Raw genomic sequence first — 21,906 nt, 5'->3', positions numbered from 1 at the left:
ACAACAGTGTATAACCTCAAATGAATAAGAAATTATGTGTCAGTTTTTTAGCCTCAATGCTTATTGCTACAGGCTGTCAGATGCAACCCAAACCAACTTCGACTGCAAAAGCCCCTAAATTAGTTGCTTTTGCAAGCTTACCCGCCAATACTTTTGCTGAAGGGCCAAGTAGTGGCCATAAAATTGAAGGTAAAAACGGGTTTTCTGTCCCGTTTGCAAGTCAGCCTGTGCAAGGTTTTTCTGCCGCAATAAAAAATAAAGACGGTACATATACTGCAATGCCTGACAACGGGTTTGGTACACAAGACAATTCGAGTGATTTTTTACTGCGTATGTATACGCTGAAAATTGATTTTGCCACGAAAAAACACTCTGCACAAAACATCAGTATTCTTAAAACCATTCAACTTAAAGATCCAAACCGTCTTGTTCCATTTGAAATTGTTCATCAAAACACGGCTGATCGCTTACTCACAGGTGCAGATTTTGACATCGAATCAATGCAACAACTGAGTGATGGTAGCTATTGGATCGGTGATGAATTCGGCCCATATTTACTACACTTTTCTGCAGATGGCGTATTGCTTGACCCGCCAGTTACTCTGCCAAACCCACTTCACCCCAACACAGCGTTAAGATCACCACAAAATCAGTTTAATCGTAATAAATCACAATATATTGAACCATTGGTGCAAAGGAGTGGTGGTTTTGAAGGAATGGCTCTTTCTCCTGACCAGAAGTTTTTATATCCTATACTTGAAAAACCATTACTCAACTCAAAAGAAAAACAGCTACTCATTTTTCAATTTGATATACAGAAAAAACAATACACTCCAAACTACTACTACTTTGTACTAGATGCTAAAGCCACCAATATTGGCGACTTTCAAATGTTTAATGATAAGGATGGGCTGATTATTGAACGAGATGCCAGTCAAAATGACCCAAATGGCTACAAAAAAATTATTCAAGTCCATTTGAATGAAGCAAAACAAGCCGTCACACGTAAAGATTTGGTCAATTTAATGGCGATTAACAACCCTCATGATCTCTATAAAACCACTCGCTATGTAGGTGATTTAGGGACAGGCACGCAGTTTATGATGCCATTTGAAACCATTGAAGATATTATTATTGAAAGCCCAAATACCATTACCGTATTTAATGACAATAACTTTCCATTTTCATCTGGACGAAATGCCAATACAGCAGATAACAACGAAGTGGTAAAAATCAAACTCCCAAAAGCACTTTGGTAAGCTGATTTAATATTTATGATATATCAGTGAATCGCTTAATTGTACTCTTTAGCCCATTGATACTTACTAAGCAAGTGAATCAATGGGTTGAAAAGATACACAAAAACGATCACTAAGACGCTCAGTCATTCCCTTTATTTTTACTTTAATATCGACAAAACCGTTTCATCACAAATAAAAAAATTATTTATTTAAGTCATTAGAGCTGTTGAGAAATAAAACAATCTATTTGACTAAAATTCACCTGTGCAATAACCCCATTAACCAATGATACTTGTGGTGGTACATGGCCTATATCTACATCATAAATTATAGGAATATTAAGATGGCCAAGTGCCAATTTTAATGCATCTACATAACTCAGTTGATCTGTAGAACCTTTTTCTTGTTCTTTAGTTGAACTTCGCCCCACTAAAATACCTGATAAATCATTAAACCAATATTGCATTTTTAAGCTGAGCAAAGCTCTTGCAAGTGCACAAGGTCTCAGCTCCGAACTTTCAAAATAAAGAATAGTTCCAGTAGTGGCATGTTGTTTTACGAACTGAGGAATATCTCCAAACTCAGTACCTGCAAGGCGAGAGATTGTTTCTAGACACCCTCCAATTAAACGGCCTTGAAAAGAGATTGGCGAAGATTCCCCATCTAAGCGTTTCCATTGTGTCGGCACTGTTAAACTAAAACCACCAGAAGGATTCAATGCCCAATTATTTGGTTTAGTTTGATAGTGTAAAGACGATGACTGATGCACAATCGCCCCTCTATTTGCCTGTAAAATATTCCATATTTTTTCTGTAGTATCATCTGGGGCTGTAATAGAGAACTCCATTAAATTTGGACTATGCAACGTTGCCCAACCTGCAAGAGTGGTAAGTGGCATATGTAATGTACTTAAATCAGAATATCCACAAAACCATTTCGGTTCGCATTTAGAAAGCTGTTTAAAGTCAATTAATTCCAAAATATCCATTGCAAGCTCTCCTCCCCACGGCGGCATAATGGCTTTAACCTCTGAATGTAGTAAAAATCCGTTTAGCTCTTTTGCTCTTGTAAGCCTATTATTGCTAACATTCTTATGTACCGCGCGTAAACATTGCCCTTCCGTTACTCTAAACCCCTTTGCCTTTAAATGTTTGATGACATAATCAAGCCGAGCATGAAAATTATTAGGAACCCCCATAGATGGTGCAGTAATTGCGATCAAATCACCATCAACTAAAGCGGAAGGAAAACGTATATTTATAAATAATAAAGCTCTATCATGTTTTTCTTATTGAATACTTATAACTCAAAATAAATCAACCTTGTGATTAAAGGCATACCGTTCATTTAAACATATCGCTCATGACTTAAAGTTATAATCATTTCACGAGTAAAGACTGTTATACGAAAAGAAAAAGCCCCCTATATACATAGGAGGCTCATGGTTTATGACAAATCTATCTGATTTATTTACCCACCAAAGACAACGCTGTTTTGAGTAACACCCAGCACTTCGCTACTGTTTCAACATTCACTCTCTCGCCGGGTGCATGTGCCCCACGAATATCTGGGCCGAATGAAACCATGTGTAAATTTGGATAATGCTCAGCAATAATCCCGCATTCTAAACCTGCATGAATCACTTTAAGCTTGGCATCTATACCAAATGCCGTTTGATATGCCTGCTGTAAACACTTTAAAGCCGCCGACTCAGGGTTTGGTGTCCAACCAGAAACCAACGGCGTAAGCCCTGCTTGTGTACCATAGCCAATAAAGTGATTTTTAATGGTTTCAGCGAGCTGTGCCGCCTGTGTATTCACCATCGAACGCACCATAATTTTAGCAGATGCTTCTGTTGCAGTGATTGAGACCATACCAATATTATTAGATGTTTCAACCACATCATCTAATACTGCACTCATACTATAAATACCATAAGGGCACGTTGCTAACGCTGTAATCCATGCCTGTGCAACGCTCGGTGAGCAAATTTCTTTAGGTGCTGAACATGGAGTCAAGTGAATTTCTAGGCCATCATCAATCCCTTTTAATGTTTCAAGGCAATGTTGTTGATACTCAAATACCTGTTTATGAAAAGCTTCATACTGCTGTTCAGTTAAACCAATCACCGCGGATGCTTCTCTAGGAATGGCATTTCGTGCAGTACCACCCACCAATGAGGCCACATAAGCATCACCTAAATATTGATGTAAACATTGCACTAAAATCACATTGGCATTGCCTCGACCTAAGTGAATATCTACGCCTGAATGTCCGCCTTTAAGTCCTTGAACACTCAATTGAAACCAACGCTGATTTTGCGGTGGCTCTTGTGCTGTGACAGCTTGCGTGAGCTCTACATCTTGGCTTCCTGCACAGCCTAAATACAGCTCACCCCACTCTTCTGTGTCCATATTAAACAGCCATTTGCCTTTAAGCACATTGGCATCAAGCCCTCTTGCACCACTCATACCTGCTTCTTCATCAACCGTGAGGAGTACTTCAATTGGGCCATGTTCAATATCATCACTATCTAATACGGCCAGTGCTAAGGCAACACCTATACCGTTATCTGCCCCTAAAGTAGTATTTTTAGCAATCAGCCAACCATCTTCTAACACAGGCTGTATGGGGTCTTTATTAAAATCATGTACTGTTTTTCGATTGGCTTGTGTCACCATATCTATATGAGCTTGCAAAATTACAGGTGTGGCATGTTCTTTACCCATAGTCGCAGGCTTAGTAATGATGAGATTACCTGCACCATCAACAACACTTGGTAAGTTTTTTTCCGTAGCCCATGCTTGTAAAGCATCTCGTAGTTGTTGTTCTTGTTTAGATATTCGAGGAATACGGCACAATGTGTCAAAGTGTTTCCAAACCATCTGAGGTTGTAGTTGGGAGAAATCGAACATGCTCATAAACATCACTCAAAAATATAATGTCTTTAGCTTACTTGCTCATACAGCCAACGACAATAAATATTGTTGCCCTAAAAATAATTTTTTATCAGACAAAAAAATGCCCTGAGCTTCATTTAAGTCAGGGCAAGTCACATCTATGATGTATGTGTTTATTTTTTAAATGGCAATGCATATTTAAAAATACGGCCTAAAACTTGGCTATATTGTTTAAACAAACTTGCATTGTTATAGTTTAAACCATATTTTTTACATACAGCTTCTACCTTTGGCCCCATTTCTCTATAACGGCGACCGGGTACTTCTGGGAACAAATGATGCTCAATCTGATGGCTCAAATGTCCTGTTAAAATATGAAATGCTTCTGAACCCGTTAAGTTTGATGAGCCACGGATTTGACGCATATACCAATGTCCTTTACTTTCATTTTGTAAAACTGACTTTGGAAATACTTCAACATCTTTGGTAAAGTGACCACAGAAAATAATACTAAATGTCCAAACATTTCGCATACCATTGGCAGCCATATTACCAAAAAACACAGGAATAGCATTTGGCCCTGCAATCAATGGGAAAAATACATAATCTTTAAACAGCAGTTTTGCCACTTTATTTTGAATGGGCTTCCACTCTTCCCACAACTGTTTCTTGGTTTTACGACCAATAAATAACTTACCCACTTCTAAACTTTGTATGGCAACGCCCCACTGAAATAAAAAGCAAAATGGAATACTATACAAGGGTTGCAATAAATGAGCTTTTTTCCAACGCTGCTCAGGGAACAAACGTAACAGTCCATAACCAATATCATCATCCATACCTTTTACATTGGTATATGTATGGTGAGTAAAGTTATGAGACTGTCTCCAGTTATCGGCTGTACCTACAATATCCCACTCATAAGTTTGTCCCATTAATCTTGGATCATTCATCCAATCATATTGGCCATGCATAACATTGTGGCCAACTTCCATGTTTTCTAAAATTTTAGATAAACCAAGTAAGCCAGTACCTAGAATCCATGCTGGTGGAAACCATCCTGCAAACAATAACGCACGACCTGCAATACTGCTGTAGCGTACCGTTGAATACACACGACGCATATATTTAGCGTCTTTTTCACCTAAGTCATCAAGCACATCTTGCTTAATCGCATCAAGCTCAGCTGCTAAAGACGCTAACTCGGCTTCACTTAACTCGCGATTCTTTGGGTTTTTAAAGTACTGGGGTTTTACATGCATATTCATGATACAACTCACTTTTACAGATCTAAGACGAGATCAGATTTTGCCGAATTAATACAAATACGTAATGAACTACCTGGCTCTGCATTTTGGTTTTGATTCAAAATATTTTGTGTTACGCCACTCACTTTATGACATGAACACTTGTTACAAATACCCATACGACAACCTGAAACAGGCTTTTCATTGGCACGCTCTAAAGCATCTAGCAGCGATATACCACGAGGTACTTCCAACATTTTTTGCGATTTAGTCAAAGTAATGGTTACTGTGCCAGTGTCAGACACTTCCAAAGGTGACAGCGTAAATGCTTCACTTTTAAATAAACGGGCTACATGAAACAGATCACATGCTGAATTTACAAACCCAGATGGGCCACAAGCAAATACTGCTGTCTCATGCAAATCACCACAGTCATTCACATGGCTTTCACTTAAACGAGACGCGGCTTCACCCTCTTGGGTGCAAAAAGTTTCATAGCTAAACTGTGGGTACTGTTGTGCAGTTTTTTGAAAAAATTGGTGAAAGGCTAAATCTTCACTGCGCTTCACCCAATACATGAGTTTTAAGCGATAATCTACCAATCGACCTGTTTTAGCTAAGTCATACACCATGCTATACATCGGTGTAATACCACTACCAGCCGCCAGTAAGATCACCTCTTTTTCAGGGTGTGTTACACATAACATTTCACCGTATGGCTGACCAAATTCAACAATATCGCCAATCTCAGCAACATGACACAACCAGGTGCTCACCGCACCTTGAGGGACTTTTTTTAATGTCAGCTCAACGTGCTGTTCATCGATACGATTTAAACTATAGGTTCGTTCTAAGCGGCGAGCAGCAATTTCTACAATAACAGGATGATGCTGACCGGGTAAGCCAAAATTCATGCGCTTATTACAACGTATGGTCAATGTAACCATGTCTTTGGCTGTATTTTGTTTTTTTACAATACGGCCTAACATTTCATGAGTAGACCAAGTTGGATTAAATTTTTGTACCCAAAAATTTACGACTTTTTGGTCAAGCACGCTCTCGGTGAAAAAACTGAGTGCATGATTTTTTTTTGGTAATACGTTCATATTTAGGCCATCTCGGTTATGACTTTTTATTATTATACACATGTATATATACTTGTATAGTATCAAAACAACGAATTGTTATATTTCTAATTCACTAAAGATAAGGCTATAATCAAGAAAATATCTTCAATGACACATATGGCCCCTTTATCTACAATGACATCGCATGAAATACTTGAGCCACCATTAGAGCCGCTCAAGACCACTGCACGCACTGTCGGCAGAAAAGCAACAATTACAAAAGAAGAGCTATTCCAAGCCACACTGAATTTAATTGGCCCACAAAAAAGTATTGCTTCATTAAGTTTAAGAGAAATTGCCCGTGAAGCAGGGATTGCCCCCAATAGCTTTTATCGTCACTTTAAAGATATTGATGAGTTGGCTATTGAACTCATTAACCGTGCAGGCTTAGTTTTACGGCAAATTATTCGTGAGGCACGCCTTCAAGCCATAAAACAAGATGGCATTATTCGAACGTCTGTAGAAATATTTTTACAACAGTTAGATACAGATGAAGGCTATTTAAGTCTTTTATTAAGAGAAGGATACACAGGCTCAGTCTCTTATAAGCAAGCCGTTGAACAACAGCTCAACTTTTTTCAACAAGAATTGCAAGAAGATTTGGTACGCTTAGAAGCACTCAATAAAAGCAAAATGGCTCACCCAGAAATTGTTGCGATTGGTATTACCCAACTGGTGTTTAATATGGGTGCCAAAGTCATTGATTTAGATGCCAAGCAAAGGCGACATACTGCCGAACAAACCATGCTCATGATTAGAATGATTTTAGAAGGGGCTCGTCGCTTCGAATCTAAAGAACAACATAAAACCAAAATTTAATGACACTGGCCCAATCGGGTCACTGTCATCTGACAATACCACCATGATTATAATAAGCTGATTAAATATGAGTCTATTTACCGACCGCCAAGCTCAAATTGCAAGTTATATCTTTATAGTAATTGCACTTGCAGCAATGATTCCTCTGCATTTACTGGCCAGTTTTTTTGCAGGTTTTTTAATTTATGAGATTATTCATTCACTCAATAAAATGATTGAACCCTATACAAAAAGCAGTAAAACCAAACTCATTGTAAGTATTGTACTCAGCATTACCATTATTACTTTATTGGTGCTTGCGATTACCAGTTTAGTCAACTTCACCCTATCTGATTTACAAGGCCACCACGGACTAGATGGTTTCAATGCTCAAATTGATAAAACCCTCATGAGTGTACAACAAGAAATTGTCAAGTTTTTACCTAGCTATATTCCAAATAATATTAGTGACTTAAAAAGTAATTTTATGGAGATTATTAAGAACAATCTTCAAGCCTTACGAAGTGTAGGTACAGACTTCTTACATAATATTGCCACCACATTTATTGGCTTAATTATTGGTATTTTAGTGTCTGTTCAAACCACTAAAACAAAAAACACTGCACCACAGCCTGCGTTTAAAACAGCACTCACAGAGCGAATTACCCATTTAGGGGACGCTTTTAGAAATGTGGTATTTGCTCAAATTAAAATTTCTTTTATTAACACCGTCTTATTTATTATTTTCTCATTGGTCATATTGCCATTATTTCATGTGCATTTACCCTTTGAAAAAACGCTATGCCTCCTCACGTTTGTATTTGGTTTAATTCCAATTGCAGGAAACTTACTCTCTAACGCTTTAATTGTACTGGCAGGATTAACCATTTCCTTACCCGTTGCATCGGTATGTTTGGTGTATTTAATTCTGATACATAAGTTAGAATATTTTATTAATGCCCAAATTATTGGTACAAAAATTAAGGCCAAAGCATGGGAGGTTTTACTGGCTATGCTTATTTTTGAGGCAATTTTTGGTATTGGTGGTTTAATTGTTGCTCCTATTTTTTATGCCTACATTAAACAAGAACTAACCATACTCAAAATGATTTAATTTAGCAAAAGACCATTAAAAATGCCCGAATCACTTCGGGCATTTTTGATACTAGATATTAAGGTTTTACTGCCACCAATACTTGTATGGCTTCAGGAACAACAGACAAACGGCCTAGGCTTTGTAAGCCTTCTTGCTGTAGCTTTTTCAAACGCTCAATTTCATCTTCACGAATACTCGGGTTAAATTGCTTTAAATACACTAAACGATCAATTTCATACTGCCATTGCTTGCTGTAGTTGTCTTGACCTTGTGTTTGTAACTCAGGTAAATAACCTTTTGCTAACTCTAATGCTTGGTTATAGCGCTCTTCAATCACATTTCTACGTGCTTTGACAATTTGACGACTACTATTACCATCTAAATGATGCAGATGTGGTCTGAGTATGGTCGGGTCAATTTTCTTCGAGAGATCTTGACCATTTTCGCTCAACAACACTCGAATAAGCTGTGTCGGTAAACTCGCAAGTACATTCAAGGCTTTTGGTGCAATTGCCTCAACTTTAAACCACACTTCAACCAAAACAGTACCCGGTTTAATGGCATTTGATTTCAGCATCGCCACATTGGTACTACCAAATGATTGCGTGCGAATCATTTCCATCACACTTTCAATAAACGGATGCTCTAAAGTCAAATACTGAGCGTCTTCACGAATTTGTGCTTGATCACGATAATACGTTGCCGTCATGCCCTCTTCGTCAAGGCTTAGACCACTCACTTGCATTTGATCACTTGGCTTAATGATCACTGTACCATTACTTTGCTCATCAAAATCAATATTTGTTGAAGACATAAAACGCTTCATAAACATTGGCAATGTGGTGTTGTCATCATAGTCATCTAAAGCTTTCACAATATTTTGTGCAACCAACGGACGACATGAGTTGTATTCAAGCAAACGGTCACGGCCTTCTTGTAATTCACGCTCCAATGCTTGACGTTGCAAGGTCACTTCTTGCAGTAAGTCATCAAAATCTGAGCCTAAGTCAGTGAGCAAGTGTGACTTTAAGTCGGCAATAAAGTTTTCTTGTAAAGTTTGTGCTGTTGGTGATATTTGGTTAAAAATATTCAATGCTTCATTATACCAACGGAACATACGCTCTTGTGCAGTACCCATTAAATACGGCACATGAATTTGAATGCGATTTTCTTGCCCAATACGGTCAAGACGACCAATACGCTGTTCAAGCACATCTGGGTTAGATGGCAAGTCAAATAAAATCAGGTCACTGGCAAACTGGAAATTACGCCCTTCTGAACCAATTTCCGAACACAGTAAAATTTGAGCCCCGTTCACTTCTTCAGCAAAGTACGCCGCCGCCTGATCTCGCTCAAGCAAAGTCATGGCTTCATGGAACATCGCTGTGCGAATACCTGCATGCAGGCGTAAAACATTTTCTAACGCTTCAACGACAGGCCCGCTACGAGCAATCAACAATACTTTATTATGTTTCAGGTCTTTGCGTAAGATCTCCATTAACCACATCACACGTGGGTCAGTTTGCATCCAAGCCCCATCAATCTGTGCTTCTTCAGGCCACATTTGCTCACGCAATTTACCTGTCATAGACCATGTTTGTGGTGCAGGCAACGCAGCAGGGCGACAGTCACGACCAGGGAAACCTTGAATCGCTTCACGGGTGTTACGGAATAAAATACGCCCTGTACCATGACGGTCTAACAGCTCATGAATGGCTTGATAACGTTGTTCAGGTTGGTCTTCAATACTATGACCTAACAGCTTTTCTAGGGCATCACGGTGGGCTTGTGTCAAAGGCTCATCTGACATGAGGACTTCAGCAATTTTCGCCGTGTGATGATACTTTTCTTCTTCATCTAAAAAGCGATCTAAAGCACTAAAACGCTGTGGGTCTAGCAGGCGTAAGCGAGCAAAATGACTTTCTACGCCCAATTGCTCTGGTGTTGCTGTCAGTAAAAGCACACCCGCAATTTTTTCTGCTAACTCTTCAACGAGATCGTAACGGTCATTACCGCCTTCTTCATCATTCCACATTAAATGATGTGCTTCATCGACCACTAATAAATCAAAGCCTGCTTCGAGTGCTTGCTCGCGTAAGTCTTCATGGTCAACCATTAAGTCAACGCTCGCAATAATGCATTGCTCTGTACTAAATGGATTCAGCTCTGGGTCATGCTCACGAATCGCTGCAGTACGTGTGAGATCAAAAATTGCAAAATTCAAATTGAAACGGCGACGCATTTCAATCATCCACTGATACTGCAATGAATCAGGCACTAAAATTAAAATACGCTCGGCACGAGCAGTTTTAAGCTGCTGATGAATAATCAAGCCTGCTTCAATGGTTTTACCCAAGCCCACTTCATCGGCCAATAAAACACGCGGTGCAAAACGCTTACCCACTTCATGAGCAATATATAATTGGTGTGGAATTAAACCCACACGAGCACCAAGCACACCTTTTAGCGGATTGTTATTCATGTTAGCTTGCATTTGTAATGCTTCTACACGCAAGTCATACCATGCTTTAATGTCGACTTGACTGGCAAGTAAACGATCTAGTGGTTTAGACAGCTGAATTTGTGCCCCAATACGGGTTTCATTCAGTGTTTTTTGTTCTTTTTCACCATTACTTAAAGTGCGTACAACATGGTATTTGAGCACACCAAAACGCTCTTCAAATGACTCTACTGTCCAAGCAACACCTTCTTGGTCATGTAGTTCATCTTTCACGTTAAATACAATACGTGACAAAGGTGCATTGCTTTTGGCATAGACCCGTGTTTCATCGCTTTTAGGGAACAAAATGCTGACAGAACGCTCGTCTACATCAATGACTACCCCTAGACCAAGTTCCGTTTCTGTATCGGATAACCAACGTTGACCAATAGCAAACTGTTGCAATTTTTTCACCTTTCATTCATTTAAGTCTAGACTAAATCAATCTATGAAATAGACCATTTAGTTTAAGTTCAGTTTTAATATTCTCGCATAAAGCCCACATGAAGTGAGCAAAAAATATGCTTCAATATGTCAATCTATTGCATGTCTGTTAACAATTTTAATATGTTTAGACAATACAATTTTTTAAATAGCTTAGGCCTGCCACAATATTTGTCATGACACGAACAAAGTATTCTTTTAAATTAAAATGGTACAGGACATTCAAAATGTTCTGTTTGTGCTGTTTTGGGGTTAGTAAAAGAGATTTTGTATGCATGTAGGCATAAACGGTTTTTGAGCTGTTGCTGTGCAAGGCTTGCGTATAATGTGTCACCAACAATAGGATGACCCAAGTGCTGTAAATGCACCCGTAATTGGTGTGCACGCCCTGTAATAGGTACAAGTTCAACACGTGTTACTGCCTGACCATCGATTTCAAAATGCTCTAAAGCAGTCCAATGGGTAATGGCTGGTTTGTGGTGATTGGCATCTACAATATGTAATGGCGGACGACTTGGATCATAAATGACGGGGATATCAATACACCCATGCCCTTCTAAATGACCTGCAACAAGTGCTTGATAGACTTTATGCGTTTGGCGTTCTTGAAACTGTCTAGAAATGCTATTTTGACCAAGACGTGTCAAAGCAAAGATTAATAAACCTGAAGTATCTCGATCTAAACGATGAATGAGTAGAGTTTTCGGCTCTTCTTGTACCAAGCGAGTGAGTACACTATCATGCAGTGCTTCACCTTTTCCCGGCACACTAAGTAGACCTGCTGGCTTATGAATGACCATAAAATCTTCATCTTTATGAATGAGATGATTGGTTAAAAAATCAGGCAAAGCAATCTTCCATCTGTGTGATACAAATCAGGCGTGCCATAATAAAAACCTTATGCACGAAATACAATACATGAAAGATGGCAAAACAGCTTTATTTCTTATATTTTGCCATCTTTATCACAAAAATTAGCTTAGTGTTGCTGTGCTTTCATGTAGCGAAATACTGTTTTTGCCGCTTGTACAGTTTGTTCAATGTCTTCATCTGTATGAGCTGCTGAAATAAAACCTGCCTCAAACGCAGAGGGTGCTAAATTAACACCTTGCTCCAACATACCATGAAAGAATGCTTTAAACGCTTCTACATCACATTTCAAAATATCATCAAAACTTTCAATAGACGTTTGCGTAGTAAAATACAAACCAAACATCGCACCTGCTTGCTCAGTATGTAAAGCAATCCCCTCTTCACCAGCAACAGCTTTTAAACCTGCCAATAAAGTACTGAGTTTTTCAGTTAAGTTCTGATAAAAATTTGGGGCACGTAAATATTTAAACATGGTAATCCCTGCACGCATAGCCAGTGGATTCCCTGACAATGTACCTGCCTGATATACCCCACCAAGCGGTGCAATGCATGACATAATTTCTCGTTTACCACCAAACGCACCAACAGGTAAGCCCGCACCGATAATTTTACCCAATGTTGTAAGGTCAGGTATAACATTATAATGTGCTTGAGCTCCACCTAAAGCAACACGAAAACCTGTCATCACTTCATCAATAATAAATACAGATTTGTATTGGTCACATACTTCACGAATACGCTCTAAGAAACCTGCAATCGGTTTCACCAAATTCATGTTACCTGCCACAGGTTCAACAATTACCCCTGCAATCTCATGGCCGTACTTTTCAAAACAAGCATCTAGAGCAGCAATATCATTATATGGAATGGTTAACGTATGTTTAGCAAAATCGGCAGGTACCCCTTTAGAGGTTGGCTCACCAAGTGTTAACAGCCCCGACCCTGCTTTAACCAACAATGAATCTGAATGACCATGATAACACCCTTCGAATTTTAAAATTTTGTCACGCCCTGTATAACCACGTGCCAAACGAATCGCCGACATGGTCGCTTCAGTGCCTGAATTGGTCATACGTACCATTTCTATAGATGGCATGATTTCACAAATGAGATCTGCAAGTGTAGTTTCGTGTACTGTGGGTGCACCAAAGCTTAAACCATCTTGTGCTGCCTCTTGTACTGACTTTACAATATCTGGGTGTGCATGACCTAAAATCATCGGTCCCCATGAACCAATGTAGTCAATATAACGTTTTCCATCAACGTCCCACAAGTAAGCACCTTGTGCTTTTTCGATAAAAACAGGCGTACCACCCACACTATTAAATGCACGCACTGGCGAATTTACACCACCTGGAATATGTTTGTTTGCTTGTTCAAAAAGCTGTACTTGTTTTGCTGAAAGAGCCATGTGAAATCCTATTTTATTGCTGTCTTAAACTGGTCTGCCCACGCATTTACTCGTGTTGCAATCTGTTTTGTATCTAGTGCCAAAATATCAGTAATGACGGCACATAAGTCCGCACCTGCATCTATTACATCTTGACTATTTTCTACACTCAAGCCACCAATGGCACAAATAGGTAAGGTAAAACGTTGGCGCGCTTGTTTTAAAACATCTACACCAATACACCCTGCTTCAGGCTTAGTTAGCGTGGAGTAAATTGCACCAAATGCCACATAGCTTGCACCATCTTGTACTGCTTTCTCAGCAAAATCGAGTGAACTTGAACAGGTTTTGCCAATAATCACACCTTGTGGTAACAAAGCTTTCGCATCTTTAATTTCGCCATCACTTTGACCAAGGTGTACACCTAAACCAAACTGGGCTGCCAACTGAATATTGTCATTAATTACAAAGGGAACGACGTAGCGGTCGCATAATTCTTTGATACGGGCAACTTCTTGGGGTTGCTCAGTCAGTGGAGTGTGCTTTCTGCGATATTGTAAGATTTGAATATGACCTGTTGCCAATGCTGCATCGAGTTTCAAAAGTAATTCTTCGATCGGATCATTATTAGTAATAAGATATAATCCTCGCATGCCTAGCCTCAGTGTTTAATCAGTAGTTCATTGATTTTACGCTGTTCAAACAATAATGAATAGTCATTTAATGGCTGTAGGTTGATTGGTTTATCGCATATCAATCAGTGAAAATATAAATAAAAATGGCTTGTATCATCATACAAGCCATTTTTGCAACATCAAAGTCGTTTAGAAGCGGTAACCAAAACCAAGGTAAGTCACAATTGGGTCAACTTGAATACGTGTTGAACCTTTCACCACAGTTGCACCTGTTGCTTTGTTATTAATGTCTAAACTCGCACGTGTATTTAAGTGTACATAACTTACAGATGCTGTTAAGAACAAATCTTTAGTCAAATTGTAATCTGCACCAATAAATGCAACAGGTGCTACAGCATCTTTTACTTTAACATTGGTAATTGCCATGCCTTTTTTAGTTACATCATTTGAAACAGCACCATCAAGCTGGAAATCAGAAAAATGGGCATACATAACGCCTGCACCTGCATATGGACGGAACACATTACTTACCGAACCAAAGTGGTATTTACCTATCAGTACAGGGCTATACGCTTTAATCGTGCCTACTTTACTAAAGTTATCTAGATTTAGAGCACCTGCAAGTAACTTGCCTTCACCTTTAATATCAAACTTTGGTGGCACACCAACAACTAAACCAAGACTTACGTTGTCATTGACTAAATAATCTACTTTAAATTCAGCAGTATCTGTTTTTTCAAGATCAAATCCAGACGCAGCATTAAAGTTATTACGTTGATATTGCGTGTAAAACTCATTAACACCTTGTTTTTCACCTTGTGGCATGATGTGTGCCCAACCAGCGGATACTGCAATGGTTTTACCATCTGTTGTTTCTGCATGGGCAGCCATTGCACACAACGTAGTTAAAGCAACTGCTGGAACGAAATTTTGAACAAATTTTTTCATTTGCATACCTAAAAGAGATAATGAGGCGAAGTAAGCCATAAATTTTCATGAATTATTAGAATATTTACTTTAATTTTCAATATCTATTTTCTACTTTTTTTATACAAAAAACTATAAACAAGTAAAATAATATGCTTTATTAGTGCTTTAGCTCTAAAAAATATTTTCATCAAAAACGACCAAAAGGTTAAAAAACACACAAAGTTTTTATTTTATTTTGGCTGGGTCATTAAAACCTCTCCAATTCGGCATAAAATAAACCATCATCAAATATCATTTTATTGAGTAGTAGCTATGAGTGAAATTGAATTAAAACTACAAATTCCAAAGCAAAAAAAGTCGCAACTCGTGAAAGCCGTTCAAGCTTTAGAGCCTGAACTTATGCCACTACATGCACAATATTTTGATACAAACACGTTTGAACTGGCACAAAAACATACTGCGATTCGGCTGAGAAAAGAAGGAAAAAACTGGATACAAACGCTCAAGGGTTCAAGTGGCGATGCAATACAACGCTATGAACTTGAAATAAACCGTGGTGACACCGAAAAAGCACCTAAACTACTCCTCAAGCCCTATAAAAAAGACAAGCAAGCAAACGTTTTACTTGATGGTGTCATTGAAGACCCCGACCGCCTGTTGATGCAATTTGAAACTGTGGTTGAACGTCAATTTAAGGTCGTTACATATAATGCATCTGAAATTGAAATTTGTCTTGACCTTGGTCGTGTAGGCCAAAATGAACAATTTGAGGACATCTGTGAAATTGAGTTTGAGCTCAAATCGGGCCATATCGCAGACTTAATTATGTTTACCCAGCAATGGGTAGAGCAATATGGCATTTGGCTTGATGTACGCAGTAAGGCGGAACGAGGCAATTTAATTGCTCGCTCAGAAAAAGTAAGCCCTGCTCCTCGAGTGGGTCATCTACACCTGACTAAAAAAATGCTAAAGAAACCAATCTTAGCAAAAATGATTACACATTACACACAACCTCTTTTACCTTGTGTTGCTGCCATTGCCGACCAAGTTGCAGAGGTATCACACTATCAATGTGCAGAAGCCTCTTTAAGCCATTTAATACAAATGATTGGTTTACTTCAACCAACAACTGCATTACATGCGAAGCTTGAACAACTCATAGCCTTAAGACAACAATTAACAGATTACCTTGTATTATTCGAGCTAGAAGAAAATATACAACCATATACTCTAGATACATTTAAAGGGCTTTCACAGTCACTTTCACGAGCACGTGCAACACTCGCCCACAGCATGACGTCTAAAGAAACCACACTTGTATTACTTGATTTACTGAACATAGCACAACAAGAGCGCGAAATTTCAGACATCACGGCAACAGCATTTTTAGATCAACTACAGCAAAAATATAAAGCTACCGTTGAAACAAATGACGCTATGCTGACAGACAAAAAACAAATGCAACACCATGACTTTGAGTTTTACATCCATTATTTAGAAATAAAAAAAGATGCTATGAGTAAATATATTGATGCATGTATCGCTCTACAGCAAACCCAGCATGCACAGTCGTTAATCAGCACGCTAAAAATGTTAAAAACAGAACAGTCTTTTTTTATGGGTTGGCTCGCAAAACAACATACGTTACAACAACAGCGTTACCAAAAATGTATCGCTAAAATAAAATAACCCTCATGCTCTGAATTGTCATCTTGTCGTCGTGCAAGATGACATGCTTTATCTGTATTTACCAAAAACTTTCCAAGTACCATTGTCTGCCAAAGGATCTTGGTAACTGTCACTCCGTTGTTTTCTTGGCTTATCTCTTGCATCAACAAGTTTAAAATCTGGCTCTACCCCAAGTACAATACCATTCACATAAAAACGGGTACGGGTATATTCGCTTTGACCATGCTGAAAAATATAGGTTCTTAAATCAATAAACTCTCGATGAGCCACCAAAGCCGCAGTATCATCATGATCAATCCATGCTTTCATGGCATAAAATTCAGAATCATCAAACTGTCCACACTTATCAAGTAAAGTGATTGTATTACGAAAAGTCTTTGACTCTTTGGCACGTGTCTTATTAATGCGTATGCGATCTACTGAAAAGAAAAATAATGGTAAATTTAGATGACTCGGTAAGTGAATTGCATCAAGTACTTCATCTTGTAAAAATGGTTGGCACAAGGCTTGAGCTCGCTCAATAATCGGTCGCCATTGTTGGTAATATGCGTCAACCTCTGTTTGTTCAGCATAGTAAATGGGTAATCCTTCTACAGCAGCAAGTGTTTTCGGTGGCCAAGCTTCTTGTCTGAGTAGTTGAATTTCTTGTTTTAAGTTTTGTATTTGAATAGCGTCGGCGGTCATATTATTTTACCTTAAATTTACTTAGGCTATTTAATGTAAAAGTACCTACTCTGTCAACTTCATTTAATAGACCTTTATGTTGTATGGCTATGAGTCTTCTGCCTCAGACAAGTGTAGTCCAATCGTTTTTGTACTTTGATCATGACAAGTCACATATAGTTTTTCGCCATAATATTCAGCAAGAAATATATTTTTAAGCTCGACTTTATGGCTACCAAGCAGCTGTTCTAATTGCTCTTTATTTAAATTATAGTCTTCAATGACACGATCTAAAATAACCCCCCGATGAATAAAAATTTCTGAGGGTGCTGTAGCAGCATCTTTAATTGCAGCAATCAAACCATCTGTTTGAATTTCTGCATAATAGACATCTTTAAAAGAATGAAAACCCATGCAGTGCAACTGGGATAGAACACGAAAAATGTCTATTTTTCTTTTTTTTCGCTCTATTTCATTAAGCAAAAATCGGCCATTTCTAATAATAACGATAGGATCACCTACAGTCACTTTTCTAAAAAGAATAAAACGTCGTGATAAATAATTTAAAAACCACATAAACAAGACGCTGAGCAGCAACAATAAAACAAATTGGGTCAATGGCAACGTCATATTATAAATTGAACCACCAACCACAGCACCGAATACAAAGTTACCAATAAAATCTATCGCATTAAATTGTGTGATCTGTGTTTTACCAATAAAACTCATATAAGAAATGAGTATAGAAAAAGAGATGACCAACTTAATTAAAACAATGAGATATAAATCACTGAACATAGCCACCTCTAAATTTAGAATTGTATTTTTCTACATTATATTAACAAGCCATGGTCTTTTATCTGTTGTTGTCTTGTTTTGGCCTGTTGCCACATATACCAACCATATACTGCCATAGCAACAAAAGCACCGTACAAACCTGCGGTGAGAAATAGACCTTTATAAATAAACACTGCCACATAAATGGTATCAACTACAACCCATAATGGCCATGTTGCAATATGTTTTTTACTGGTCCAATACGTTGCCAACAAGCTAAAAGAAGCCAACTGAGCATCTAAAATAGGCAGTGCCGCATTGGTAAACTGATGCAATACCCAGCCAAAAACAATACCAAAAATTGCAGCAAAAATAAGCTGTAATAGTAGTCGCTTTAAAGGCAGTGGCTCAACTGTAATATCATGGTCATGTTGTTTTGTTTTCCACCAAACCCTTAAGCCATATACACTCATGAGTACAAAAATAACCTGCAACAGCACTTCACCGTATAAACGATACTCAAAGAACAAATCGCCATATAGTAAACTGGCCGCAATATTAAAGTACCAACACCACGTACTACGCAAAATGGTGAGTGCTACAGCAATAAGACTCACGATGACTGCAATTATTTCTAAATTAGACATATGATTAACCAGTGATTTTTAATCAGATCGCTCCTTTTTCATGAGCCAACCTGCAAGAGTATTACTACATTTTACCGCAAAGTCATCTACATAATGGCTATAAATATGAGCAACCCCGAGTAGGACCATTAGGCAAATCAGACTTGAAATTGCAACTGATGCATCATAAATCCAACCTAAATGCATTAATAGGTTAAATAAAGGAATGCATACCAAGTAGATCAGTACCATATGTAGTAAATAAATAGAAAAAGACAGTTTACCTAAAGCCACGAGTATTGGTCGGTCTAATACATCACTAATTTTAGTGGTCAGCAAAACACTATATACAATTAAAATACCCGCAATAAAATTGCCGTACTCATACGTACGCCAACCTAAAATTTTATATAGCCAATGATAAGCATGACTACTATTATGAGCTCCTGCAAGATACAAACCCAATACCAGCATGCCTACACCCACCACTGTCGGTAGTTGTTTGGCATATAAGTAAATATAACACCCAATCACAAAACTAAGCATGCCTAAAAAGAAGTTTTCTTCAGCAAAATATAAAAATGGCAAGAGTAACAGGACAGATGCCAATACAAACATTGGCGGTTTATAATGATAAATAAATAATAAAGCAAATAAAAACAATGAGCCTAAAAACTCAATTTGCATGGTCCATAGCACCCAATTGGTTGCACTTTGTGCAAATAAAAATGCACCAATGCTTCCCTCATAAATGGCTTGGGTAAACCCGATATCTTCTTGAGCATAAGCTTGCAGCCAACCACTAACAAGATGACTGTCGACATTTGTAAATAAGAATGCAAGCCATACAATCACGCAAGACAAAAAGGCTGGAATAGCCAATCTTGGATAACGCTTTAACGCCATTTCTATAATTTTTTTCGGCCGATTCGGATTCTTAAGCACCACATAACTTAAGATATAGCCACTTAACACAAAAAATACAAACACCGCAGCCGTACCCGAATACAAAAAGGCAAACGGTGAATGATGTAAAGTATAATTCCAAGTACCATGCATGCGTTCTTTCGATGCAAAATGGTGTAAATAAGGATAAAAACTTAAACTAAGGTGCGAAAGTACGACCGCCAAGCAGGCTAAGCCACGAATACTTTCTGCGGCATTGAGTTTTGCCATAACAGTATTTCATCAGGTCTAAAACGCTTGCAAGCATCTATCTGAGTCTGTGTGCTTGCAAGCAAAACCACAATTCAGCACAATTTAAATCAAGAAACTAATCAAGGCGAATAATTTGACCTTGTTCATTGTGGTGAACGGTTGTAATTTTTTGGCCACGGCATGTAACAATTTCTTGCTCAGGCAATGCAAAATGGCGTGCATAGTCTGTGGTTGTTTTACGCTTCAATTGTTTCACAGTGTGTGATGGAATCAGTTTGCACCATAGGCACAATACCGCTGCACATAGCAGTAGCAAGATCATGTCGATTTGCAAACCAAACCAAAAAGCATTCCAAAACTTATGTACGCCATAAGGTTTGCTATATAAAACAACCGTTAAAAGCAATACAATTGGACGCCACAACAAAAACCAAACACCCCACAGTAAAGCAGTCGTGGTCGTTGACGCATAACGTCTGTGCCAAGGTAATTGTTGATGCAAGTCAATAATTAGTGATTGTGTACTCATACGAAAAACCTTTAATCTTGTGATTTTGAGCGTATACCACGGTCTGGGCTTACCCACCGTGCTCGCTTACCACCTCGTCTTGCCAGTACTTTCGGAAAAGCTATAATACTTGCAGTGACGGTAATGAGCCAAAATATAAATGGATACCAAATCATCCAGTAGTAGTTCTTAAACAGCCTCGGCTCGTAACGGCTATCCATCCACTTACTAATGACAAACTGGAATAGGCATGTTGCACCAATTAAAATACCAATTCCGTCAGGGAAAAATGGAGATCCCATTGCTGGCAATACATGATTTGGCATAAATAGGTTAAATAGCCAAATCATAGACATAATAAGCAGTAAATATGACCAAATGAGTGTCAAACACAACTCAATCATTAAAGGCCATAAAAAATTTAAACTTGGCCTGAACATCACGTCAAAGTTTTTGATTAAGACCTGTGCTCCACCCATGGCCCAGCGTAGTCGCTGTTTGTATAAACCTTTGAGCGTTTCAGGCATTAAAATCCAAACTAATGCATTCGGTTCAAACTGCACATCCCAACCTGCTCTTTGCAATTTCCACGTAATATCAATATCTTCTGTGAGCATGTCTGGCGACCAATAACCTACCTCATGCACAGCACTTTTACGAAATGCTGTAATGACACCAGAAACTGTAAATAAACGACCAAATACTCGCTGTGCTCGCTTAATCATGCCAACAATTGATGAAAATTCACCAACCTGTATTCGACCTAACAGAGTAGATCGCGTACGAATTCTAGGATTACCCGTCACAGCGGCAACGGTTGGATCTGCGAGAAAGTGACGCATCATCCATGTTGCTGCATGTGGATCAAGTAGTGCATCACCATCTATACCTAGCAAAAACTCTGCATCGGTTACTAAACTACCTGCTTGTAGGGCCATGGCCTTACCTTGGTTTTGTGCAAGGTGTACAACTCTTAGTTTAGCGTATTTCAACGCCAGTGCATCTAATACTTCAGCAGTATTGTCTGAACTGCCATCGTTAATTGCAATCACCTCAAAGTCTGGATATTGCAAGCCAAGTGCGTGACTAATGGTTTCTTCAGCATTGTCACTTTCGTTAAAACACGGTACGAGTACCGCAACTTTAGGGTACTCAGCTAATGGTTTGGGCTGTGTATATGGTGGATCTTTTCGCTCTTTCAAGTAAAAAATGATCGCACCAATCATCCACAGGTAAGACATAAATAATGGATAGTAAAAAACAAACTGCAACGCAGACTGCCAAAAATGCTGTAATGCTGACAT

The 21,906-nt window shown here is 38.5% G+C and carries 19 protein-coding genes; 4 read left to right on the top strand and 15 right to left on the bottom strand.

Annotated elements, in window-relative coordinates:
- Nucleotides 1–20: 20 nt before the first annotated feature.
- Nucleotides 21–1,259, top strand: coding sequence for an esterase-like activity of phytase family protein (locus I2F31_RS01375; protein ID WP_195768105.1), 1,239 nt, complete (start codon nt 21–23; stop codon nt 1,257–1,259).
- Between the two features lie 199 nt (nt 1,260–1,458).
- Here I2F31_RS01375 and I2F31_RS01370 read toward each other — a convergent pair whose 3' ends face one another.
- From I2F31_RS01370 to I2F31_RS01355, 4 genes are all read right to left on the bottom strand, one after another.
- A complete protein-coding gene (locus tag I2F31_RS01370; RefSeq protein WP_228285055.1) occupies nt 1,459–2,463 on the bottom strand; it encodes a S66 family peptidase in 1,005 nt (334 codons plus the stop codon).
- A gap of 244 nt (nt 2,464–2,707) precedes the next feature.
- Nucleotides 2,708–4,162, bottom strand: a complete 1,455-nt coding sequence (gene pepD / locus I2F31_RS01365; protein WP_195768106.1) for a beta-Ala-His dipeptidase — start codon at nt 4,160–4,162, stop codon at nt 2,708–2,710.
- A gap of 152 nt (nt 4,163–4,314) precedes the next feature.
- Nucleotides 4,315–5,409: a fatty acid desaturase family protein gene (locus tag I2F31_RS01360; protein ID WP_195768107.1), complete on the bottom strand. Its 1,095-nt coding sequence runs from the start codon at nt 5,407–5,409 to the stop codon at nt 4,315–4,317.
- Nucleotides 5,410–5,423: 14 nt separating this feature from the next.
- Complete coding sequence (locus tag I2F31_RS01355; RefSeq protein WP_195773308.1) at nt 5,424–6,494, bottom strand: flavin reductase family protein; 1,071 nt, start codon at nt 6,492–6,494, stop codon at nt 5,424–5,426.
- A gap of 156 nt (nt 6,495–6,650) precedes the next feature.
- Here I2F31_RS01355 and fabR point away from each other — a divergent pair, with 156 nt between their 5' ends.
- Nucleotides 6,651–7,334: an HTH-type transcriptional repressor FabR gene (gene fabR, locus I2F31_RS01350; protein ID WP_407647854.1), complete on the top strand. Its 684-nt coding sequence runs from the start codon at nt 6,651–6,653 to the stop codon at nt 7,332–7,334.
- A gap of 67 nt (nt 7,335–7,401) precedes the next feature.
- Nucleotides 7,402–8,427 carry an AI-2E family transporter gene (locus tag I2F31_RS01345; RefSeq protein WP_195768109.1) on the top strand — a complete coding sequence of 342 codons (1,026 nt, stop codon included), beginning with the start codon at nt 7,402–7,404 and terminating at the stop codon, nt 8,425–8,427.
- 58 nt (nt 8,428–8,485) lie between these two features.
- Here I2F31_RS01345 and rapA read toward each other — a convergent pair whose 3' ends face one another.
- From rapA to I2F31_RS01320, 5 genes are all read right to left on the bottom strand, one after another.
- Nucleotides 8,486–11,323, bottom strand: a complete 2,838-nt coding sequence (rapA, locus tag I2F31_RS01340; protein WP_195768110.1) for an RNA polymerase-associated protein RapA — start codon at nt 11,321–11,323, stop codon at nt 8,486–8,488.
- Between the two features lie 233 nt (nt 11,324–11,556).
- Nucleotides 11,557–12,201 (bottom strand): RluA family pseudouridine synthase, encoded by a 645-nt coding sequence (locus tag I2F31_RS01335; RefSeq protein ID WP_228285056.1) that lies wholly within the window; start codon nt 12,199–12,201, stop codon nt 11,557–11,559.
- Between the two features lie 131 nt (nt 12,202–12,332).
- Nucleotides 12,333–13,637, bottom strand: a complete 1,305-nt coding sequence (hemL, locus tag I2F31_RS01330; protein ID WP_195768111.1) for a glutamate-1-semialdehyde 2,1-aminomutase — start codon at nt 13,635–13,637, stop codon at nt 12,333–12,335.
- 8 nt (nt 13,638–13,645) lie between these two features.
- Nucleotides 13,646–14,269, bottom strand: a complete 624-nt coding sequence (gene thiE / locus I2F31_RS01325; RefSeq protein ID WP_195768112.1) for a thiamine phosphate synthase — start codon at nt 14,267–14,269, stop codon at nt 13,646–13,648.
- Nucleotides 14,270–14,440: 171 nt separating this feature from the next.
- Nucleotides 14,441–15,199 (bottom strand): OmpW/AlkL family protein, encoded by a 759-nt coding sequence (locus I2F31_RS01320; RefSeq protein WP_195768113.1) that lies wholly within the window; start codon nt 15,197–15,199, stop codon nt 14,441–14,443.
- 294 nt (nt 15,200–15,493) lie between these two features.
- Here I2F31_RS01320 and I2F31_RS01315 point away from each other — a divergent pair, with 294 nt between their 5' ends.
- A complete protein-coding gene (locus tag I2F31_RS01315) occupies nt 15,494–16,870 on the top strand; it encodes a CYTH domain-containing protein (RefSeq protein WP_195773307.1) in 1,377 nt (458 codons plus the stop codon).
- A gap of 48 nt (nt 16,871–16,918) precedes the next feature.
- Here the strand turns inward: I2F31_RS01315 and I2F31_RS01310 are convergent, their stop codons facing one another.
- The 6 genes from I2F31_RS01310 to pgaC all read right to left on the bottom strand — a co-directional run bounded on the left by I2F31_RS01310 (nt 16,919) and on the right by pgaC (nt 21,906).
- A complete protein-coding gene (locus I2F31_RS01310) occupies nt 16,919–17,554 on the bottom strand; it encodes a hypothetical protein (RefSeq protein ID WP_195768115.1) in 636 nt (211 codons plus the stop codon).
- Nucleotides 17,555–17,641: 87 nt separating this feature from the next.
- Complete coding sequence (locus tag I2F31_RS01305) at nt 17,642–18,331, bottom strand: DUF421 domain-containing protein (RefSeq protein ID WP_195768116.1); 690 nt, start codon at nt 18,329–18,331, stop codon at nt 17,642–17,644.
- A gap of 35 nt (nt 18,332–18,366) precedes the next feature.
- Nucleotides 18,367–18,957 (bottom strand): nicotinamide riboside transporter PnuC, encoded by a 591-nt coding sequence (gene pnuC / locus I2F31_RS01300; protein ID WP_195768117.1) that lies wholly within the window; start codon nt 18,955–18,957, stop codon nt 18,367–18,369.
- Between the two features lie 18 nt (nt 18,958–18,975).
- Nucleotides 18,976–20,112, bottom strand: coding sequence for an acyltransferase family protein (locus tag I2F31_RS01295; protein ID WP_195768118.1), 1,137 nt, complete (start codon nt 20,110–20,112; stop codon nt 18,976–18,978).
- Nucleotides 20,113–20,209: 97 nt separating this feature from the next.
- The gene (gene pgaD / locus I2F31_RS01290) at nt 20,210–20,623 is read right to left on the bottom strand and encodes a poly-beta-1,6-N-acetyl-D-glucosamine biosynthesis protein PgaD (RefSeq protein ID WP_195768119.1); all 414 of its coding nucleotides are present in this window, start codon (nt 20,621–20,623) and stop codon (nt 20,210–20,212) included.
- Between the two features lie 11 nt (nt 20,624–20,634).
- The gene (pgaC, locus tag I2F31_RS01285; protein WP_195768120.1) at nt 20,635–21,906 is read right to left on the bottom strand and encodes a poly-beta-1,6-N-acetyl-D-glucosamine synthase; all 1,272 of its coding nucleotides are present in this window, start codon (nt 21,904–21,906) and stop codon (nt 20,635–20,637) included.

Origin of the sequence: Acinetobacter rathckeae (genome assembly GCF_015627125.1) — a bacterium.
In the GTDB taxonomy this organism is placed as follows: domain Bacteria; phylum Pseudomonadota; class Gammaproteobacteria; order Pseudomonadales; family Moraxellaceae; genus Acinetobacter; species Acinetobacter rathckeae.
This window is presented reverse-complemented; position numbering and strand designations above follow the sequence as displayed.